Annotated in this window: 18 protein-coding genes; 5 read left to right on the top strand and 13 right to left on the bottom strand. The window is 40.7% G+C overall.

Features of this window, described 5'->3' with window-relative positions:
- The first annotated feature begins 3 nt into the window (after positions 1–3).
- Positions 4–2,121, top strand: a complete 2,118-nt coding sequence (gene scpA / locus MB14_RS02740) for a methylmalonyl-CoA mutase (RefSeq protein WP_062588463.1) — start codon at positions 4–6, stop codon at positions 2,119–2,121.
- Positions 2,122–2,203: 82 nt separating this feature from the next.
- Positions 2,204–3,325, top strand: a complete 1,122-nt coding sequence (locus MB14_RS02735) for a hypothetical protein (protein ID WP_062588462.1) — start codon at positions 2,204–2,206, stop codon at positions 3,323–3,325.
- Positions 3,326–3,771: 446 nt separating this feature from the next.
- Here MB14_RS02735 and MB14_RS02725 read toward each other — a convergent pair whose 3' ends face one another.
- From MB14_RS02725 to MB14_RS02710, 4 genes are read right to left on the bottom strand one after another with little or no spacing between them, the layout of a single operon-like run.
- Positions 3,772–4,623, bottom strand: a complete 852-nt coding sequence (locus MB14_RS02725) for a hypothetical protein (RefSeq protein ID WP_062588458.1) — start codon at positions 4,621–4,623, stop codon at positions 3,772–3,774.
- Positions 4,624–4,649: 26 nt separating this feature from the next.
- Positions 4,650–5,957, bottom strand: coding sequence for an MptA/MptB family glycosyltransferase (locus MB14_RS02720; RefSeq protein WP_062588456.1), 1,308 nt, complete (start codon positions 5,955–5,957; stop codon positions 4,650–4,652).
- A complete protein-coding gene (locus MB14_RS02715) occupies positions 5,950–7,437 on the bottom strand; it encodes a cellulose synthase family protein (protein WP_062588454.1) in 1,488 nt (495 codons plus the stop codon). Before MB14_RS02715 ends, MB14_RS02720 begins: the two co-directional genes overlap by 8 nt.
- Complete coding sequence (locus tag MB14_RS02710; protein WP_246032604.1) at positions 7,438–8,139, bottom strand: glycosyltransferase family 2 protein; 702 nt, start codon at positions 8,137–8,139, stop codon at positions 7,438–7,440.
- A gap of 199 nt (positions 8,140–8,338) precedes the next feature.
- Between MB14_RS02710 and MB14_RS02705 the strand changes: the two genes are divergently transcribed.
- Positions 8,339–8,860 (top strand): hypothetical protein, encoded by a 522-nt coding sequence (locus MB14_RS02705; protein ID WP_062588452.1) that lies wholly within the window; start codon positions 8,339–8,341, stop codon positions 8,858–8,860.
- A 227-nt stretch (positions 8,861–9,087) separates the two neighbouring features.
- Positions 9,088–9,798 (top strand): pirin family protein, encoded by a 711-nt coding sequence (locus MB14_RS02700; protein ID WP_062589013.1) that lies wholly within the window; start codon positions 9,088–9,090, stop codon positions 9,796–9,798.
- A gap of 210 nt (positions 9,799–10,008) precedes the next feature.
- Here MB14_RS02700 and MB14_RS02695 read toward each other — a convergent pair whose 3' ends face one another.
- On the bottom strand, positions 10,009–11,109 hold the full coding sequence (locus MB14_RS02695) for a DegT/DnrJ/EryC1/StrS family aminotransferase (RefSeq protein ID WP_062588450.1): 1,101 nt from the start codon (positions 11,107–11,109) through the stop codon (positions 10,009–10,011).
- A gap of 178 nt (positions 11,110–11,287) precedes the next feature.
- Between MB14_RS02695 and MB14_RS02690 the strand changes: the two genes are divergently transcribed.
- The gene (locus MB14_RS02690; RefSeq protein ID WP_062588447.1) at positions 11,288–12,109 is read left to right on the top strand and encodes a universal stress protein; all 822 of its coding nucleotides are present in this window, start codon (positions 11,288–11,290) and stop codon (positions 12,107–12,109) included.
- A gap of 12 nt (positions 12,110–12,121) precedes the next feature.
- Here the strand turns inward: MB14_RS02690 and MB14_RS02685 are convergent, their stop codons facing one another.
- From MB14_RS02685 to MB14_RS02650, 8 genes are all read right to left on the bottom strand, one after another.
- Entirely contained in the window at positions 12,122–12,898 is a 777-nt protein-coding gene (locus MB14_RS02685) for an HAD-IIA family hydrolase (RefSeq protein ID WP_062588445.1), read from the bottom strand.
- Positions 12,899–13,233: 335 nt separating this feature from the next.
- The gene (locus MB14_RS02680) at positions 13,234–14,610 is read right to left on the bottom strand and encodes a pyridoxal-phosphate dependent enzyme (RefSeq protein ID WP_062588443.1); all 1,377 of its coding nucleotides are present in this window, start codon (positions 14,608–14,610) and stop codon (positions 13,234–13,236) included.
- 156 nt (positions 14,611–14,766) lie between these two features.
- Complete coding sequence (locus tag MB14_RS18900; protein WP_157716534.1) at positions 14,767–14,907, bottom strand: hypothetical protein; 141 nt, start codon at positions 14,905–14,907, stop codon at positions 14,767–14,769.
- Between the two features lie 511 nt (positions 14,908–15,418).
- Complete coding sequence (locus MB14_RS02670) at positions 15,419–16,390, bottom strand: alpha/beta hydrolase (RefSeq protein ID WP_062588438.1); 972 nt, start codon at positions 16,388–16,390, stop codon at positions 15,419–15,421.
- A 4-nt stretch (positions 16,391–16,394) separates the two neighbouring features.
- A complete protein-coding gene (locus MB14_RS02665) occupies positions 16,395–17,327 on the bottom strand; it encodes an aspartate carbamoyltransferase catalytic subunit (protein WP_062588436.1) in 933 nt (310 codons plus the stop codon).
- The gene (pyrR, locus tag MB14_RS02660) at positions 17,327–17,875 is read right to left on the bottom strand and encodes a bifunctional pyr operon transcriptional regulator/uracil phosphoribosyltransferase PyrR (protein ID WP_062588433.1); all 549 of its coding nucleotides are present in this window, start codon (positions 17,873–17,875) and stop codon (positions 17,327–17,329) included. Before pyrR ends, MB14_RS02665 begins: the two co-directional genes overlap by 1 nt.
- A gap of 52 nt (positions 17,876–17,927) precedes the next feature.
- Positions 17,928–19,472: a hypothetical protein gene (locus MB14_RS02655; protein WP_062588431.1), complete on the bottom strand. Its 1,545-nt coding sequence runs from the start codon at positions 19,470–19,472 to the stop codon at positions 17,928–17,930.
- A complete protein-coding gene (locus tag MB14_RS02650; RefSeq protein ID WP_062588430.1) occupies positions 19,472–19,879 on the bottom strand; it encodes an EVE domain-containing protein in 408 nt (135 codons plus the stop codon). Before MB14_RS02650 ends, MB14_RS02655 begins: the two co-directional genes overlap by 1 nt.
- Positions 19,880–19,980: the final 101 nt, after the last annotated feature.

The raw sequence follows: 19,980 nt of genomic DNA, 5'->3' as shown, positions 1-19,980 counted from the left end.
ATTATGAGACCGACATTAAAACCACTCAACATCTCGGCTGAAAGTACCCAAGCTAAGGCTGCTGAAAACTGGACCACTGCGGAAGGAATTGAAGTGCCTTCAAGCGTTTCTTTTTCCGAAATTAAAGATGCCGAGCATTTAAAGTTTGTGGCGGGAATTCCTCCCTACTTGCGAGGCCCTTATGCTTCAATGTATACCCAACGCCCTTGGACGATCCGTCAATATGCTGGGTTTTCCACGGCAGAAGAATCAAATGCCTTTTACCGAAGAAATTTAGCGGCAGGCCAAAAAGGATTGTCTGTGGCTTTCGATTTGGCCACTCACAGAGGTTATGACTCCGATCATCCACGCGTGGTAGGTGATGTGGGGAAAGCAGGTGTGGCCATTGATTCTATTTTGGACATGAAGCTGCTTTTCGATCAAATTCCGCTCGATAAAATGTCGGTTTCCATGACCATGAACGGAGCGGTTTTGCCCATTATGGCTTTTTACATTGCTGCTGCAGAAGAACAAGGCGTGGCTAAAGAAGAACTAAGTGGAACCATTCAGAATGACATTCTGAAGGAGTTTATGGTGCGGAATACCTATATCTATCCGCCCTTGCCTTCTATGAAAATCATTGGTGATATTTTCGAGTATACGTCCAAAAATATGCCTCGATTTAACTCCATCAGTATTTCGGGTTATCACATGCACGAAGCCGGTGCGCCAGCACATATCGAGCTGGCTTATACGTTGGCAGACGGTTTAGAGTACATCCGCACGGGTATTAACGCAGGAATGGATATTGACACCTTTGCCCCGCGCCTTTCTTTTTTCTGGGGAATTGGCATGAACCATTTTATGGAAATTGCTAAAATGCGAGCAGGGCGCTTGCTTTGGGCGAAAATCGTAAAGCAGTTCAACCCAAAGAACGAAAAGTCGATGGCACTGCGAACACACAGCCAAACTTCGGGCTGGAGCTTAACAGAGCAAGATCCTTTCAATAACGTTACTAGAACTTGTGTGGAAGCCATGGCCGCTGCGCTTGGTCATACGCAATCGCTGCATACAAATGCCTTAGACGAAGCCATTGCCTTGCCTACGGACTTCTCGGCAAAAATCGCCAGAAACACACAAATCTACCTTCAGCAAGAAACCGACATTACCAAAGTGGTAGACCCATGGGGCGGTTCTTATTATGTAGAATACCTCACTGAAGAGTTGGTGAAAAAGGCTTGGGAACTGATTGAAGAGGTGGAAGAGTTAGGTGGAATGGCCAAAGCCATTGAGCAAGGCCTTCCGAAAATGAAAATCGAAGAAGCCGCAGCCCGCAAGCAAGCTCGAATTGATTCAGGCAAGGACATTATTGTTGGTGTAAATCAGTATCAAGTAGATGAAGCCTTAGATTTCGATTTACTGGAAGTGGATAATGCTTCGGTACGAAAATCGCAATTGGAAAGGCTGGCGGTTTTGAAAGCCAACAGAGATACAGCAAAAGCGGAAGCGAGCTTAAAAGCATTAGAAGATGCCGCTCGCTCTGGCGAAGGCAATTTGCTCGAGCTGGCGGTGGATGCCGCTAGGTTGAGGGCTTCTTTAGGGGAAATTTCTACAGCATTGGAAAATGTTTTTGGAAGGCACAAAGCTGTGATCAGATCAATTTCTGGCGTATATTCAAACGAAGTGAAAGACAACGAAGACTTTAAAAAAGCCCGAGAACTGGCCGATAAGTTTGCCGAAATGGACGGTCGAAGACCACGAATTATGGTAGCGAAAATGGGGCAGGATGGCCACGACCGTGGTGCTAAAGTAATTGCTACCAGCTTTGCCGATTTAGGCTTTGACGTAGATATTGGGCCACTTTTTCAAACTCCTGAAGAAACGGCACTTCAAGCAGCCGAAAACGATGTGCACATGATTGGCGCTTCGAGTTTGGCCGCAGGACATAAAACCTTAATTCCACAACTTATTGCCGAATTGAAACGTCTAGGGCGTGAAGACATAATGGTTATTGCAGGTGGTGTAATTCCTCCTGCCGATTACGATTTTCTGAGAGAGGCGGGAGCTGCGGCCATTTTTGGTCCAGGGACAGTAATTGCAAAAGCGGCTCAGGAAATTCTTCTGAAGTTGATGGAAGAGTGAGCTGTTGAAAAAAACGCTTAAAGATTTTAACCAGAACTAAATAACAGATTTCTTTGTAACAATCAGGGATAAGCTTAGGTCAATGCAAATCATCGAGGTTAAGAGTAAAAAAGATAAGAAGGATTTTCTGGACGTGGCCAGAGTTATCTACAAAAATGATCCGGTTTGGGTATGCCCATTGGATCAGGAAATCAATAATATTTTTGACCCGAAAGAAAACGTGTTCTTTCAAAATGGAGATGCCGCGCGTTGGGTTTTTAAAGATGATAAGGGAAACCTGATTGGCAGAATTGCTGCTTTTATTAATGAGAACAAAGCTAACTTTGGTACTCAACGCATTGGTGGTATCGGCTTTTTTGAGTCCATTAATGATAAATCCATAGCCTTTCAAATTTTTGATACCGCCAAAAAATGGCTGTTAGAAAGAAAGGTGAATACAGTTCAAGGCCCCATTAATTTTGGCGAAAACGACTCTTATTGGGGACTTTTGGTAGAGGGCTTTACACATCCATCAAACGGAATGGCTTATAACCCGCCTCATTACCGTGATTTTTTTGAAGCCTATGGTTTTAAAAAGAAGATGGAACAACTGACCAACCATTTGAACATAAAGGATGGTTTGCCAGAGCGCTTTGTCAAAATTGCGAAGTATGCCATTTCGAAAAAGCCAAACCTTACATTGAAGCCTTTAAATGCTGACCGGTTTGATGAATGTGCTGCTGATTTCATGGAAATCTATAATTCGGCATGGGCACATCACGAAAACTTCACCCCCATTAAAAAGGAGTATGTAAAAGAGACTTTCGAAAAAGTTAAGCCTTTTTACGATCCTAACTACATCTGGTTTGCTTATGTAGATGGGCAACCTGCCAGTTTTGTTTTGGTGCTGCCCGATGTAAATCAAATATTAAAACACCTGAATGGTAAACTCAGCCTTTGGAATAAGCTGCGTTTCGTGATGTTGAAGCGGAAAAAAACCATCACTAGGCTTAGGGTTTGGGCCATGGGAACGCATCCAAAATTCCAAAATACCGGACTAGAATCCGTTTTGGTTTACAAATGCTTTGAAGGCGCCATGAAAAGTCAGTATGTAGAAGGCGAACTCTCTTGGGTAGGCGATTTCAATGATAAAATGATTGCCATTCATAAAGCATTAGGCGCTGTGCCAGGAAAAAAGCACATCACTTACGAACTTACTATTTAGTAGCATTCCTGATCTGGAATAGATAAAAGACCCCAGTTTCCTTAAATAAGATTATTAACGCAGGTACTGTGACTTCTAAGTCATTGCGAGAAACCTTTCTTGCGCTAGCAAAGAAAGGTGACGAAGCAATCTCACTATTCATAATTGCGGCTATTCTGTACATAGAGATTGCCGCGTCATTAAACCCTGTTGTCACAGGTTTAATTCCTCGCAAAGACGAAAGCGAAAGTTTTCCCATTTTTTTGCACCTGAATCTTTTAAGGGTTGTGGTAGCTTATCGAGAATTTCATCTATGAATTATAGAATACGTTAAGCAATCTCAATCTTCTTTTAGGGTACGGTATGAGCTTCGGTACCGACCGATTACAGAAGAGCCACTCTCAGGTCGGTACCGAAGGTCAGACCTGCATAAATTAACGAAAGCACCTGTCTATCCCTGAAATAGCTTAGTACCCAAACCGATCTAAATAAGATTGATAGAAGGGAATCATCAAGTCACCGTATTGCTTAATGAGATTTTGATAGGCTGTAGCAGCATCGGCAAATAAGCCTCGGTTTTCAAGCATTATGGCCTTGGTCAAATCGGTCAGCATAGTGCCTTCTTCAGGAAAAGTATGTAGTGCTTGATCGAGCAATTCCTTGTCTGGAGGAGAGAGCTTATCTAGAAAATAAACGCCCGTAGATCGTTTACTATTCTTGGCAAAAACTTCCACCCCAAATATGTCTTTAAATGCCAAGCTATTGCTCAAAAGGTCAATGGTGAAATCAGTGGAATTGACATCATACGTTTCGAAAACCTGATCATATTCGTTCCAAAATCTTACTTGATATTGATCGTGAATTTCAGCCCATTCCAGTTGGATATACCTTCCATAGACTTCCGTAGAAGAAGGAAAATTTAGGTGGAGATCCACAAAATTGGAGGGTTCTTTGGCGTAATCGTTGGGTGGCCAAGCTTCTAAATTCCGTTTTGGGTTATAGAATTTTTCCCACTCGGTATAAATCAATTCTGAAGGAGGATAGAGTTCTTTAAGATCGAGCGTGGCCATATTATACTGGCCTTCCAATTCAATTTCTAATAACCTTCCTTCGCTATCCATTAAAATGACCAAGCCGTTGGGGAGCACTTCTATTTGATCTTTTTTGCTCAGAGGCGTTCCGTTTTTCAACTCAAAATATCCCTTTTCAGTCTTTTTGTAGTTTTTTCCAGAAGACAGAATCACCCTAAAACCTTCCTGACCATTGGCCAAGAAACCAAACATAAGAAAAACGAAAATAAGGGAAAGGTGCCTGAACATTGATGCCAATTTAGTAATCCTCAGCGTCAAAAAAACCACCTTTGCAATGAGCGGCCTGTAGATTCGTAAATCGCAAAAATTGCCCCCAAGCTGTATTCGATAATCACGATTTCAATCCATTCAAAATATTCACCACCAAGGTAGTTGGCGTAGGTAAAGAAAATGAGCAAGGTCCATATGAATGCAAATCGTTTTTCGGTAAACACACTAATGGCCAGCAAAGGAATGGCATACCACGGATGAACCGTAGTAGCGAAGAGCAAATAGATCGTCCAAACCCAGAGCATTCGTACAGGCAGTTCTTTTTTTGACGGCAAAAGCGAATACAACACAATGCCAATAAAAGTGGCCGCCATCATCCATTTTCCTGATTGCGCTATAATGTTGTGTCCCTCGGTTTCAAAACCATACCAACGGGTCAAATAATAGATGCTGGCATTGAATTCGAATTTCTGGAAATAGAGCTCTAAACTGTCTTTTATCGCCCAAATATGAGCCGTATTGATCAATGGTAGAAAAGAAATAACGAGCACTCCAGCTACAATGAGGCCGTAGATCATCGTTTTCTTAAAGCCGATTTTACGGATAAGCAAGGGAAGGAAAATCAGCGGTAAAAACTTAGTAGCCACCGAAAGCCCAAACCAAATGGCCGACTGATGAAGATTCTTCTGTTCGTAATTCCACAAGGCCAAAAGCAGGAAGAAAATCATAATGGCTTCGAAATGCAGATTGCCTGTCAGTTCCAAGATTACCATGGGATTAAGCGCATAGAAAAGGCCATACCTGTCTGGCAAACCATAATGACGCAATAGCTTTCTGATCAAACGAATATTGCCAAACTCGAAGGCCAGAATAATCACGCGTAAAATCACAATGGACCAAAATTCGGATCCCGGACTAAGCAAAGCCGACAAGAAGAAAAACACCTGATTAAAAGGCGGATACACCGAGAAATACTCTGGCGAATTGAGCTGAGAAAATAATTGGATGTTGATGCCTTCGACACCCTGCACCAAATATGTGGTAGGCAGTTCCTTGTATGGATCGACCATTTGAGTCAGCAATCGGCCATCCCAAATAAAGCGGTATACATCATCGGACAAACCAGGAATGGAAAAGAGCAAAAGCAGCCTTAGCAACATGGCCCAGTAAAAGGGCAAATCCGCTTCTTTTTCTTGCGTGCAGCGCATAATGTAAATCATGGCCACGGCCATCAATATAAAAGACGATAGCAAAGGAATGGTCAGCGCACGATCTAAGTAATAGCCCGCCACAATAATGAGCAGGGCATATAGAATGTAGGCAAATGAAAGGCGGTTATTATTTTCAAGCATTTCGCGTATGCTGCACGGTATAATAGAATACCAACAGAAAGCCTAAGCTAAGCAAAATATGAAAAGGGAGTAAAGCAAAATCTTGAAAGTAAAAGGCCAAGCCCAGACCTGCCATAAAATAGAGCGAAAGCAGCCCTTCTACAACGGTAAGCGGATTGATTTTCTTAACGAAGTATTTGTTGCCTTTCCAGCCTTCCTTTTTGCTTTTAATGTTGAATTTTGGCGTACGAACGAATGGAGTTTTCTTCCCAATCCAACCTTCAAAAACAGCCACAGCATTGTGAATGCTCAAGCCTAGAAATACGGAAAGCAGCATAAACATCTGTGGTACAAATTCCTTTAGCGTTTTCCAGAAACCTTCACGCTTTTCTTTAAAACCATTCCAATAGAAGATGATCAGAAAGATATAGCCCAGTAAGAAAATGCTAGAAATATTCAACAGCGTTACCCAACCTGTCGATAGATTACGAATGAACAAAACGGGTATACTTAGCATGGCCGTAACCACAATGCAGATAAAAATGGCGGAGTTCAGTAAATGAAAAGCCGCATGAAATTTCGTTCCGAAAGAAAGGTTTGATCTTAAAACTTGAGGAAGGAGCTTTTTACTGGTTTCAGCCGCCCCTTTTGTCCAGCGGTATTGTTGCGATTTAATAGCACCCATGGCCGCAGGAAGTTCTGCAGGAGCCACCGTGTTCGATACATAAAAAATTTGCCAGCCTTTGAGCTGAGCGCGGTAACTCAAATCTAAGTCTTCAGTAAGTGTATCGGCTTTCCAGCCCCCAGCATCATTGATGCAGCTTTTTCGCCAAACGCCAGCGGTTCCGTTAAAGTTAAGGAAGTGACCTCCGCTTGAACGTCCGTTTTGTTCCACGAAGAAATGCGTGTTCAGTCCAAAGGCCTGAAGCTTGGTGAGCATAGAGTAATTCTCGTTGATGTGCCCCCAACGGCTTTGGACCACTCCAATTTTCCCATCATGCGCAAAGTGCGGAACCGTATTTTTTAAGAAGTCTTTTTCGGGAACAAAATCCGCATCAAAAATGGCGATGAATTCCCCTTTGGCAATCTTCATTCCGTATTGCAAAGCCCCTGCTTTGAAGCCTTTTCGTTCGGGTCTTCTCACTTGGGTAATGTCAATTCCTTTGACTTGCCATTCGGCTACTTTTGCAGCGATCAAATCAAGGGTCTCATCATTCGAATCGTCCAGCACTTGAATTTCCAGTTTGTCTTTCGGCCAATCGAGTGAAGCCACCGCATCGATGAGCCTTTCCACTACATACAATTCGTTGTAAACCGGTAACTGTACAGTAACTACAGGGTGGTTATAATCGGCTGGAATTTCGGGGATTTGCGGAAGTAAGTTCTTTCTTTTCGCCTTGCGGTATTTGTAAACAAGGTTCAGTTGTGAAATGCTATAGACGAAAATAAACGACAGCGCTCCAGTGTATAATGTTAATATGATCAGCTCTAGCCAATACATTTATAGGTATTTAAATATGGTAAAGATAATCTTGTAGCCAGCCATTACGGTGCCTTTCACCGTTCCGGACACCTTGCTAACCCCAATTCGCTTTTTATAGTTTACGGGCACTTCTGTTATTCGTAATTTCTGTTTTGCGGCTTTCAACTGCATTTCTACCGTCCAACCGTAGGTTTTGTCCTTCATGTCGAGCGCTACGAGTTGAGGAAAAGCGATAGCACGGAAAGGGCCAAGGTCGGTATAATTAACTTTATAAAACCATTTCATCATCGAAGTGGCCAGCCAATTTCCAAATATTTGTGGAAAGGTCATTGAACCTCCTTCACGATTTCCCAAAGCCCTTGAACCAATTACGAAATCTGCGTCACCTTTTACAATGGGCCCTGCTACTTCTGGCAATTGCTGTGGATAGTCGGAATAATCGCCATCCATAAACACTAGAATATCGGGGCTTTTGCTTGGGTCTTTTAAGTATTCAATGCCCATTAAGCAGGCGTTTCCATAACCCGCCTTGGGTTGATGAAGCACCGTAGCCCCAGCGTTTTCAGCAACTTCGGCAGTGTTGTCAGTAGAACCGTTGTTCACCACAATAATTTCCTTCACCCAGTCTTTTGGAATATCAGCAATTACATGCGCGATAGATCGCTCTTCGTTGTATGCGGGTATTACCACTTTGATGTTCGGCCTCACCTGTTCGTTCACGGACAAAATTAAAAATATTAATAAGAGGAAGGCCTCGATTGACACTTTAGTTCCTTTATTCTGAAATTCGTTTCTATAAAGGTGCTCCACCCGACCAATACAATTCTTAACTTTCTACTTTTAAAAACGAAATTAGAACCACATAAACTTGTCCGTGTTAAGAAGAAAGCTCCCGAACAGTAACAATTAAAAAGCAACCGTGAAAAATATAATTATCATTTTATTCATACTTACATCAACTTTTCAAGCATTTGCTCAGGTCGATACTTATGATGTAATAGACCCAACCCATGTAATAATCAGAAAAACTGGGTTGGCAATGACCAATAATATAACTTATGGCAGTACCGTACAAGACATGGTTACGGCTTTTGGTCAGTATTCTAGCACCAGTACTGAATACTGGGAGATGAGTGATGTGAATGTTAACGTATATAAGTATGGCACTGATGCTACTTTCACATTTGAAAACAGCAAACTAAGGCTTATTGAAATTTTTAACAGCAATTTTTACATCGGTAAAGTAGGACATTTAGTTTATATAAAACCAGGTGAAAACATAAGCACATTACAGTCTACTTTTCCAATCTCTTATGCGAATCGAATAAACCATCATGGTGCTATCGTTTTGAGGTTTGGACTGAGTGAGGCTGTTATTGTTGTTCGTTACAACCCTAGCACGCATATTATAACCAAGATTGAACAAAGTACTGGGAGCTAAAATTTTAGTACGTACTGTGTTAACACAAAAGATGAGCTGTTTTAATTAAGGCAGCTCATTTTTTCATATCACCCAACATGGAAAAAGTCGTTTCCTTAAAGGTGCTCCACCCGACCAATACAATTCTTGACTTTCTATTTTTAAAAACGAAATTGGGAACTGATTTAAAGCAAAGCGAGTTTAATATATGTACATACATACATTTTAAACAAGAGAGGAAATTCATTATGAAAACCGTTGTACATACATCAGAATCAAGAGGTTCAGCAGACCATGGCTGGTTAAAAAGCCGTCATACTTTTAGTTTTGCAGGTTATCACAATCCTGAGCGCGTTCACTTTGGAGCACTTAGGGTGCTGAATGATGACGAAGTAGATGGAGGTCAGGGTTTTGGTACTCATCCTCACGATAACATGGAGATTGTTTCGATTCCCCTTCAAGGTGATTTGGAACACAAAGACAGCACGGGCCGCAATGAGGTAATCCGCCAAGGTGATGTTCAAATCATGTCGGCCGGAACAGGAATTCAACATTCAGAATTCAATCACAATAAAGATGAGGCTGTTCATTTTCTTCAGATTTGGGTTTTCCCGAAGGAAAGAAACATTGAGCCGAGGTATGAGCAGAAAACTTATTTGGCTGAAGACCGCATGAACAAATTTCAAACGGTGGTTTCTCCAAACGGAGGCGATGCGCTTTGGATTAACCAAGATGCGGAATTCAATTTGGCCAATTTAGATGCAGGTACAAAACTGACCTATGAAGTAAAACACCCAGGAAATGGAGTTTATGTTTTTGTTTTGAACGGGGAGCTTATTGCCGCCAATGAAAAGCTAGATACACGAGATGCCGTGGCGGTTACCGAAACTAACAGCTTCGAAATTAAGGCAAAGTCTTATGCTGAAGTGCTGGTGATTGAAGTACCGATGGAGTTTTAGAAATTAACGAGGATGTCCGAAACGGCATCCTTTTTTATAAAACTAATGTACCTATGATTCTGAAACCTCGGACTTCTTTCCCTGAGTTTACGAAGGGTCTAGAGTTTAAATATAGTTCCTTCTCCCGAAACTTCGGGATCAGGATAGAAAACTATAAAACAGTTATTATTAGATAATTAATCAGTTGACGACCTAAATAACGGGGTATTCTTACTGTTTGAATTCCTTTACCTTTTCAATAATATACCCTATTTCAGCTTCTGTTAATTCTGGATAAATGGGCATTGAAAGCACTTCGTTTTGAAGCTGAGAACTATTAGGGAAATTTTCAAGCCAGTCATTCGAATTAAAGGCCGGAGTCAATGGACTGGCCAATGGGTAGTGAATTTCAGTTGAAATTCCGGCATTCTGCAAATGTGCTTTTAGCGCATCTCTTCTTTTAGTACGAATACAGTAAATATGAAAGTTGTGCGTCTCAGTTTCATTTACTGCTGGTGTAATGATTCCCTCAATAGCTGCGAATGCCTCTGAATACCTTTTAGCAATTCGGTTTCGGGCTTCAATCCATTCCCCAACATATTTCAGTTTGACATTGAGCACAGCGGCCTGAAGTGTATCAAGTCTGCTGTTAATGCCTTTTACCTGATGGTCGTTCTTGGATAGACCGCCATGATTGGCAAACATTCGGCACTGGTTTGCGAAAATATCATCATTGGTGAGTATTGCACCGCCATCGCCAAAGGCCCCGAGGATTTTACTGGGGTAAAAACTGAAGGCCGAAGCAATGCCCCAACTGCCTGGCATTTTTCCGTCCTTTTCTGCAAAGTGCGCTTGGGCGGCATCTTCTATCAAGTACAGGTTATGCTTTTTTGCGAGTTCGGCCAAAGCTTCAATCTCGCAGATTTGTCCATACAAATGAATGGGGATAATGGCTTTCGTTCGCGCGGTAATTTTCTCTTCTACACTTATGGGGTCTAAGCCAAAACGCTTCATTTCAACATCGGCAAAGACGGGTGTGGCACCGCTGAGTGAAACCATTTCGGCAGCGGAGAGCCAACCATGGGCTGGAACAATCACTTCATCTCCATTTCCTATTCCCAAAGATTTCAAAATCACAAAAAGCGCATCGGTGGCATTTCCTAGCCCAATGCAATACTTCACTTTGTGGGCTTTGGCAAAGGCTTTTTCAAAACTTGAAACTACTTCTCCACCAATAAAGCGATGTTCGTCAATTACCGATTGAATCGCAGCATCAACCTCTGGTTTTATGGAAAGGTATTGTCGCTTAAGGTCTAAGAAGGGAATCTCCATGCGTTTCTAAAATAATGACGAGAATCATATTTCTTACTGATGCCTGTCAGGCCAAAGTTAAAGATACCAACATACCTTGGATATAGAATCTAGAAGGTCTGTATTTTCATATCAGTCATCAACTCTAGATTTATAAAACGATTTAATACTTAGCGTGTTAACTATAAAAAACATTATTATGAAAAAGATTATTGTTCCAATAGATTTCTCTGATTGCTCTCGAAATGCGTTAAAAAATGCCATAATGGTAGCCGAACGCATGAATATGGAATTGGTTTTACTTCATTCCTTTATGCTGCCTGTGGCTACTACAGATGGCACTCCGTTAATAGTAGGCTCAATGATAGATGATTTGCAAGAGGCGTCTGAGTCGAGTATGGCCAATTTTATTAAGAAAACACCTGAGCTCGACCGTGTAAAGTATAGCACTGAAATAACCGCAGGCTTACTCTTGAGCGCCTTAACCGATGTTCTTGAAAAACATGATGTAGCTTATGTGATTATGGGAACTCATGGGGCTTCTGGGCTTAAAAAAGTATTTATGGGAAGCAATGCCTATACGGTGATTAAAAATGTGGAATGTCCTGTTATAGCACTACCTGAAGATGCGGACATTACTAAAATGAAGAAAATTGCAATGTCCGGTGATTATAAACACAGCCCTGCTGCCCATTCCATTGAACCTGTAATTGCATTAACGAAGGCATTTTTCGCTCATTTATCTGTTATTCATATCGATCAAGATAAAGACTTGGAGCATGATGAAATTGAAATCGCTAAAAGCTTAGAGAAATATTTGAAAAAGGTAAATCACTCTTTTCACTTCAAAAGAGACTACGATGTGGAAGATGGTTTATTGGCATTCTCCAAGGAAGAAAATATCGACTTACTCGTTATGATTTCACGCCATCATAGTTTTATAGATAGAATTGCACGTGGAAGTGAAACCAAACGATTGGTGATGGACATTCCGATGCCCTTGATGATTATGCCGGAATAGATTACATAAGATCTATTTCCACCACGGAAGTGGCAGTTTTATATCCGCAATCGAATTAACAACCATATCGGGCTTAAACGGGAAATCGTTTAAGTCCTCTTTTTTTGACATTCCTGACAAGGTAAGAATAGTGTTATAACCCACTTGTACTCCGCCTTGAATATCGGTAGCTAGCGTGTCACCAATTACGGTGACTTCGTCTGTAGCCAAGCCAATGTGCTTTCTGGCTTGCCGCATCATTACCGGACTAGGTTTGCCTACGGTAAAGGCTACTTTTCCTGTTGCCGCTTCAATCATGGCCACAATACTAGCAATGCCTAAATTGTTCCAACCCGTTTTTCTAGGCGAGGGGTCCAGATTTGTAGCAATGAATTTGGAACCACCAAGGATAAAATCAATCGCCTTTCTCACCATTTCTAAAGTGAAGTTGATGCCTTCACCTACTACCACAAAGTCAGGGTCATTTTGAACCAAGGTAAAACCATGTTCATGTAAACTCGAAATCAAACCACCTTCTCCTAACACATAGGCAGTTCCGTTCGGGAATTGCTGCCCCATAAAATGAGCGGTAGCCATGGCGCTGGTGTATACATTCTTTTCTTCAACATGAATACCAAGTTTTTCTAATTTTCGTACGGCATCCAAAGGGCTTCGCTGACTGTTATTAGTCATAAAAGTGAAGGGAATATTTTCTTTTTGAAGTAACTCTACGAATTTGTCAGCACCCGGAATCAATCTGTTCTCAACATAAATAACTCCGTCTTGGTCTATTAGAAATCCTTTAGGCATGGTGATTCGAATTATGGTTGGTTAAAGATTGATGATAGAATACATTCTACCAAATTTGAACTCATAAAGCTATTGTTAAGTATTCAATGAGAGGGGTTTGTGCGGTTTAAATTATGAAAATGGGGTAATAAAAATTAAAAGGGATCGCCTTTCTGACAATCCCTTTCTTCAACCAAAACATACAGTATCTGCCATACCATATAATAGAGAAACCCTTTAGGATTATTTTTATTGTGGCTTATTAAATTTATTTTTTCACCCTACTAAGATGAAACAAAAAGACCGACTCAGAACATTTCTAAGTCGGTCTCATTTTTTGAATCGTGGAATGAATCCTAATTACTCGCCATGGCTTGTAGCAAATCGTGTCTTGTGATGATGTGTACTTCGTTGGCTTTATCTCTAATCATTACCGCTGGGTTATCTTTGGTAATTACTGAAGACAACACATCTAAAGTATTATCAGGCGAAACGAACTGGAAAGGCTTGTCCATTATTTCAGAAACTGATTTGCCTTTTACGTCAGCATCATCAATCATGTGTGCTAAAAGCTTAGAATCAACCAAGCTTCCAACAAACTCATCGCCATTAACCACTGGCAACTGAGAAATTCCTTTGGAGGTCATCAATTTAATGGCCTCGGCAACGGTAGCCGTTTGAGCAATAGTCGTCAGTTTACCATTTCCATTTTGGTGGCTCATTATATCGGCAGCGGTTTCGAATGCACGGTTTTCAATAAAACCACGTGCCTTCATCCAGTCATCATTGTATACTTTGCCCAAGTAGCGAGTACCATGATCAGGCAAAATAATAACCATTACATCGTCCTCTTTCATGTTTTCTTTGGCCCACTCTAAGGCTCCGGCAACTGCCGAACCACAAGACCAACCGCAGAACAGTCCTTCTTCGCGCGACAGTCTACGGGTCATGATTGCCCCGTCTTTATCTGTTACTTTCACAAAGTGATCGATCAGATCGAAGTTTACGTTTTTCGGTAGAATATCTTCACCAATACCTTCCGTTAAGTAAGAGTAGATCTCTTTTTCATCGAAAACACCTGTCTCTTTATATTTTTTGAATACCGAACCGTAAGTGTCAATTCCTACTGTTACCACATCTGCATTCTGTTCTTTCAAGTATTTTGAAGTACCACACATTGAACCGCCAGTGCCAACACCAGCCGCATAGTGAGTGATTTTACCTTCAGTATCTCTCCAAATTTCTGGGCCAGTAGTTTCGTAATGAGCCGCAGAATTCGACATGTTGTCGTACTGGTTTGGATAGTATGAATTTGGTATATCAGCGTTTAATTTTTTGGCTACTGAATAGTAGGAGCGAGGGTCATCTGGCGAAACGTTAGTAGGGCAAACAATTACTTCGGCACCTACTGCCTTCAAAATGTCCATCTTCTCTTGCGACTGCTTATCGGCTAAAGTGAAAATGCATTTGTAACCTTTGGCAATGGCAGCTAAGGCCAAACCCATTCCTGTGTTACCAGAAGTACCTTCTATAATTGTTCCTCCTGGCTTAATTAAGCCAGCTTTTTCGGCATCTTCAATCATCTTGACCGCCATTCTATCTTTCATAGAATTCCCTGGGTTGAAATATTCTACTTTGGCCAAAATGGTGCCCGGAATACCCTTGGTTACGGAGTTTAACTTTACAAGAGGCGTATCGCCAATGGTTTCAATGATCGAATTGTAATACTTCATTTTTTAAAAGTTTTGACAAAATTACGATTTCTATTGCTCAATCCTAAACCCCGTTTTTAAACCTTTGTTAAGAATGAGAGTGGCTCTTACTGCGGCAGGCTCTTCAAAACTAGGGGTGACATATTAAATAAGATCTCTGTCCAACTTTCAGTGAGGTTATTTGTTTTCGTTAGCTCTTTTTAACTGCTCCTCAATTGCTTTTAGGCCCATAATGATTTCATTAAGTCCTTTTTTGAGAATTGTTATAATTGCAGTTGCAGTTACTAGTATTGTAATAGCTATGAGTGTTAGGGTCATTGTTTAGTATTTTTATTCTTGGTAATTTAACTAAATTAATAAAAAAAACACTTGTAATCACAATCGAAATATGTCCGGATTCAACGTTTATATCCAGGGTTTAAAGGATGTATTACCTATTCAGGGAATAAATAGGATATCAAAAACAGTAGAACAATACCAAAGATTAGAGTCACCAAATAGAGCCTTAAAACTCTATTAGACCTTTCTAAAAAGGACCTATAATAATTTGAATCGGCAGAGTCATTTATTTCAATTGTAGGCAAAAACAAGATGCTCAACATCCTTAAAGGTCCATTATGATCTTTCTTAAAAGCGAGGTACTCTTGATCTGATAATTCACCTTTTTGCCTAAGAAAAGTAAGGAGTCTTAAGAACTCCCTTCTCCTTTTTTGGATGAAAAAACCAAATCGAAAAAATAAAAAGAAGTAGAGAAGTGAGAAATATACAAGTAACAACATTTAACTAAACCAATAAAAGTTAAACTCACTATTTCAGCTTACAATTTGAATCACTTTCTCAAGAAATTATTCACCGCTTGGGTGTATCGGTCTTTGTATTCTGGGCGAGTATAGAGTTGCACGTGGTCTGCACCTTCGAAAAGTTCAGCACGTACATTGTTGAGACCCATTATTTCATCTTCCAAAATTGAAGCAGGCGTAGTAGAGTCTCCATTGCCATAAAGAATCAGTGTAGGTAGTGGATTGTGATTTAACAGGTAAGAAAATTTCATATTGTCTCCCCAGTCGTCAATTACGTGATCGAACTTATTGAAGGACATGTCGAAGATGAAGCCTGGAATTCCCATGTTTTCGCTTTCTGCTTTGGTGGTAGCATAAATATTACTCAAAGGGCTATCGAGGATTAGCTTGTCTACTTTTAAGCCTTCATTTTGGGCGAATTCAACTAAGTCTGGTCGGTTTACAGTAATGGCACTCGCCATTGCGCCCATTGAAAAACCCCAAAGCACAAATTCGTTTTGGCCGTAATTGTCTTTCAGCATTTTCATAGCGCCAGTAATGTCTTCGGCAAACTCATAACCCAAGGCTGTTTCCGCATCATCTGATTTTCCTGAGTTTCGTAAATCAGGAATGAAAACATTGTACCGTGAGTCAAGGCCTGTTTCTTTCACTAGAGCCAAGTACTTCATGGTTTTTAGTCGGTTAGACGTACGCCCATGATTGATCATCAAAGTTTTTGTAATGCCTTCTTTTGAAGCAGGAACATACCAGCCGTTTAGGTTGATACCATCGGCCAAAGTTTGAAAATCAACTTCTTTAAAATTAGGGTAGCCGTAATCCGCAGGGTCACGATTTTCGCCAATACCAAATTTGGTAATCATGGCGGTGTCGCTTAATACATAATCAAAAGTATAGCGGTCATAATCTGTAATTAGTTTTACCGTGTATGGCAATACTAAGAAATAGAATGCTGCAATCACTAGCAAAAGGCCAATGATCATGATTTTGAAAAATTTCTTCATGATTTTAATTTTTTGAGAGCGAAGCGAGTAAGTACAACACGGCCATTCTTATGGCCACTCCATTTTCTACCTGATCTAAGATGATGGCGTGATCGGAATCTGCCACATCACTGCTCAGTTCTACCCCGCGATTAATAGGCCCAGGGTGCATGATTACTATCTCTTTATTGAGCGAATCTAAAAGCTTTTTATTGATGCCGTAGTAAAGTGAATATTCGCGCAGCGAAGGGAAATACTTAATCTGTTGGCGCTCCAGCTGAATTCTCAACACGTTGGCTACATCGCACCATTCTAGTGCTTTTCTTACGTTCAGTTCTACCTTCACTCCAAGCGTGGCTATGTGTTTTGGAAGTAACGTTATTGGCCCACAAACCATTACTTCGGCCCCTAATTTTTGAAGCGCAAAGATGTTTGATAGGGCAACTCTTGAGTGAAGAATATCTCCAATGATGGCTACTTTTTTTCCTGCCACTCCGCCTAGTCTCTGTCGAATGGAGAAAGTATCGAGTAAAGCCTGTGTTGGGTGTTCGTGGGTGCCATCGCCAGCGTTTACAATGTTGGCTTTAATGTGTTTTGAAAGAAAATGCGGTGCGCCAGGGCTGGCATGTCGCATTACAATCATGTCTACTTTCATAGACAAAATATTGTTCACCGTATCAAGCAGGGTTTCTCCTTTTTTTACTGAGCTATTGCTCGAAGAAAAGTTTATTATATCGGCTGAAAGCCTTTTTTCTGCCAATTCAAATGACAGCTTAGTGCGGGTTGAGTTTTCGAAGAATACGTTGGCGACAGTTACATCACGCAAGGAAGGTACTTTTTTGATGGGTCTGTTGATGACGTCTTTAAACTCATCGGCAGTTTCAAAAATAAGTTCAATATCTCCAGGCGTTAAATCCTTGATTCCCAAAAGATGTTTGACACTTAACTGTTCCTGCATTATTCTTCTTCGTTAGTCATTAACCAAATGTTGTCGTCATCAACGCCCTGACCTTTCCATTCCACCAAAACCTTGTGCGAATCAAGCGTATTTACCTGTCTGCCTACATAATCGGGCTTAATAGGTACATGCCTTGAGTATTTTCTTTCTACCAAAACAAGTAACTCTACTTTGGCCGGACGACCATAAGCAATCATGGCATCCATTGCGGCTCTGATAGAACGGCCTGTGTAAAACACATCGTCAATCAGAATTACCTTTTTGCCCTCAATCAGAAAGTCGATTTTGGTTTCGTTAGCACGTTTTGGAGAATCCCTTCTTCTGAAGTCATCACGATAAAAGGTAGAATCTAAATAACCGAGTTCGATTTCTGTGCCTGTAATTTCTAGAAGTCGTTCTTTAATACGTTCGGCAAAGAAAATGCCTCTAGGCTGAAGGCCTAAGATTACGGTATTATCAAAATTCTGGTGATTTTCTATCAGTTCCTGACAGAGTCGGCCGATAGTGATGGCCAGTTGTGGATGTCCTAAAAGGAGTCTGCGTTGCATTTCAAGTGTCAAAGATACTAAAAGGATTGGCTACTGGAACGATTCATGTCAATTAATCGATGCCATTTCCTTTTTGGTTTGGGTTTAATGAAATTTTATTGATGAAGAAAACCTTTCTCAATTCACCATTATTCTCTCCAGAGCGAATGCTCTGTACGCCATAAACGATAAAATAATTGTTGTACCAACGTAAAGTTCCTGAGCTGTTTTCACTCTCATATCTTAGTTTGTCTTCTGGGTCACTCAATTGAACATTATCTACAATCACATCATTGTCTTCTTCACCGTCCATCGCCTTGGCGTGAACCTCTTTTTCAAAATAATAGAAATAGGTTCCTTGGTTCGCATTCCAATTGAAGTCTCCAAAAGGTTCAGGAATCCCCTTTCCATCTTTCGGAACTTCCATCCAATCGTCCCATTGAATGTTCCCTTTTTTATCTAAAACAAGGCTATAGGCATGGGTGAATTGAAATGAGGCTCTTTCTTGCGAGTTGTTATCGGTATTCGCACCTTGGCTTCTAAACCCTGTTGGATAATTTGTTCCTGCCCATGCGTAACTTCCAGTATCATGGTTGTAGCTTCTTAGAAATTCTCCAAAAACGACAAGTTGATCTTCATCTTCAATCATTTCAGCAAATAGGGGCTGAACCCTGTACCTGACCTCCTTGCCTTTTTTTCTGGTGGCTTCTGCCTTTTCTTTATAACGGTTGGCCTTTTTTTCTCCCAAATAAGAGAAGAAGTGTTCTAATTCACCAAAGCCATAGTATTTCATGGTTTGCAGGCCGGTTCTATCTACATGGTTGATAAATATACCTGCTGGGCTATTTGTGGCTTTATAAGAATAAACCCCTACAACCACTTGCGAAATGTCGTTTATTGAAGAGGAAATCGCTGATGTAAGGTGGTAGTCTTTTTGCGTTTCTATTTTATAGTCACGAATAGAGTTGCCTAAATAATCATAGGTGTTTACCATAATGGTCTGATCTCGACCCCGGTTATATTCTGTTGCCAACACATTAAAAGTGAGGCTGTCATTATTAACCCTAACTTCAAGCAGTTTGGATTCATTCTGATAAACATTGGAGAGCGTCTTAATCTTGTCATTTTCTAAATCAAGCGCAAAAACCACGGGCCTAGATTCAAAATAGCCGCCTATAACAGCCGTGTTTTGGATAACTTCAAACTCTTGAATGTCTAGCTCTAAAACTTCTTTAGGGTTATACTCTTTAATATCTCCTGTTCGGTTATCAATACTCAGTATTTTGATTTTGAACCTGCTTGGAAATTCCTGAAGCATTAAGTAAGTTTTATCATGTACATAATGATAACCCAAAAGTTCGAAACCCCTTTTTATCATTACTACCTTTTCCCACTTCTGATTAAACTCTGTATCTAACTGCTTAATAGATAGCGTGTACTCTTTTAGCCCTCTGTAATCTGCTTGTACTAACGTTAGGCCCAACTGTTCATTTGAAATTAAGAGGTAGTCTTCATCCCTCCATTCATATTCCAACTCAAACCTTTTATGGTTTTCGATTTGCGCTTGGGCAAATTGAGAGAGGAGAAACAGGCTCGATATGAGGAGGAATTGGCGCATTAGGATTGAGATTTTTCTAGAATGATGTCAAATTCTTCTTTTTTAACGGACTGAACTGAAAGGCGAGACAAGCGAAGAAAATCCATATCTTGAAGTCGATCATCAGCCTTTATATCTTCTAAAGTTACTGGTTTCTCTAGCTTTTGTTTTGGCGAAAAATCTACTACTACCCAGCGGTCGTCATCTGTGGTTGGGTCGGGGTAATATTCTTTTACGCATTCCGCAATTCCTACAATCGCCTTTTCCTTTACGCTATGATAGAAAAAAGCCAAATCGCCCACTTTCATTGCTTTCATGTTATTTCGGGCGGCATAATTTCTCACACCATCCCAATGGTCGGTGCCTTTGGCCACCAGATCATCCCAAGAGTAGGTATTCGGTTCCGATTTGATCAACCAATAGTTCATAAAGACTTATTTTTGAATTAGCTTTCGATGGAATTTAGGAAATGTTCAATGATTAAAAAAGGAGAACATTTTCTTCCATTTATTTCGAACTAAAAATTGCC

Source organism: Roseivirga ehrenbergii (assembly GCF_001593005.1).
Taxonomy (GTDB): domain Bacteria; phylum Bacteroidota; class Bacteroidia; order Cytophagales; family Cyclobacteriaceae; genus Roseivirga; species Roseivirga ehrenbergii.
Note: the sequence above shows the minus strand (reverse complement) of the source record. Positions and strands in the feature narration are given on the sequence as shown.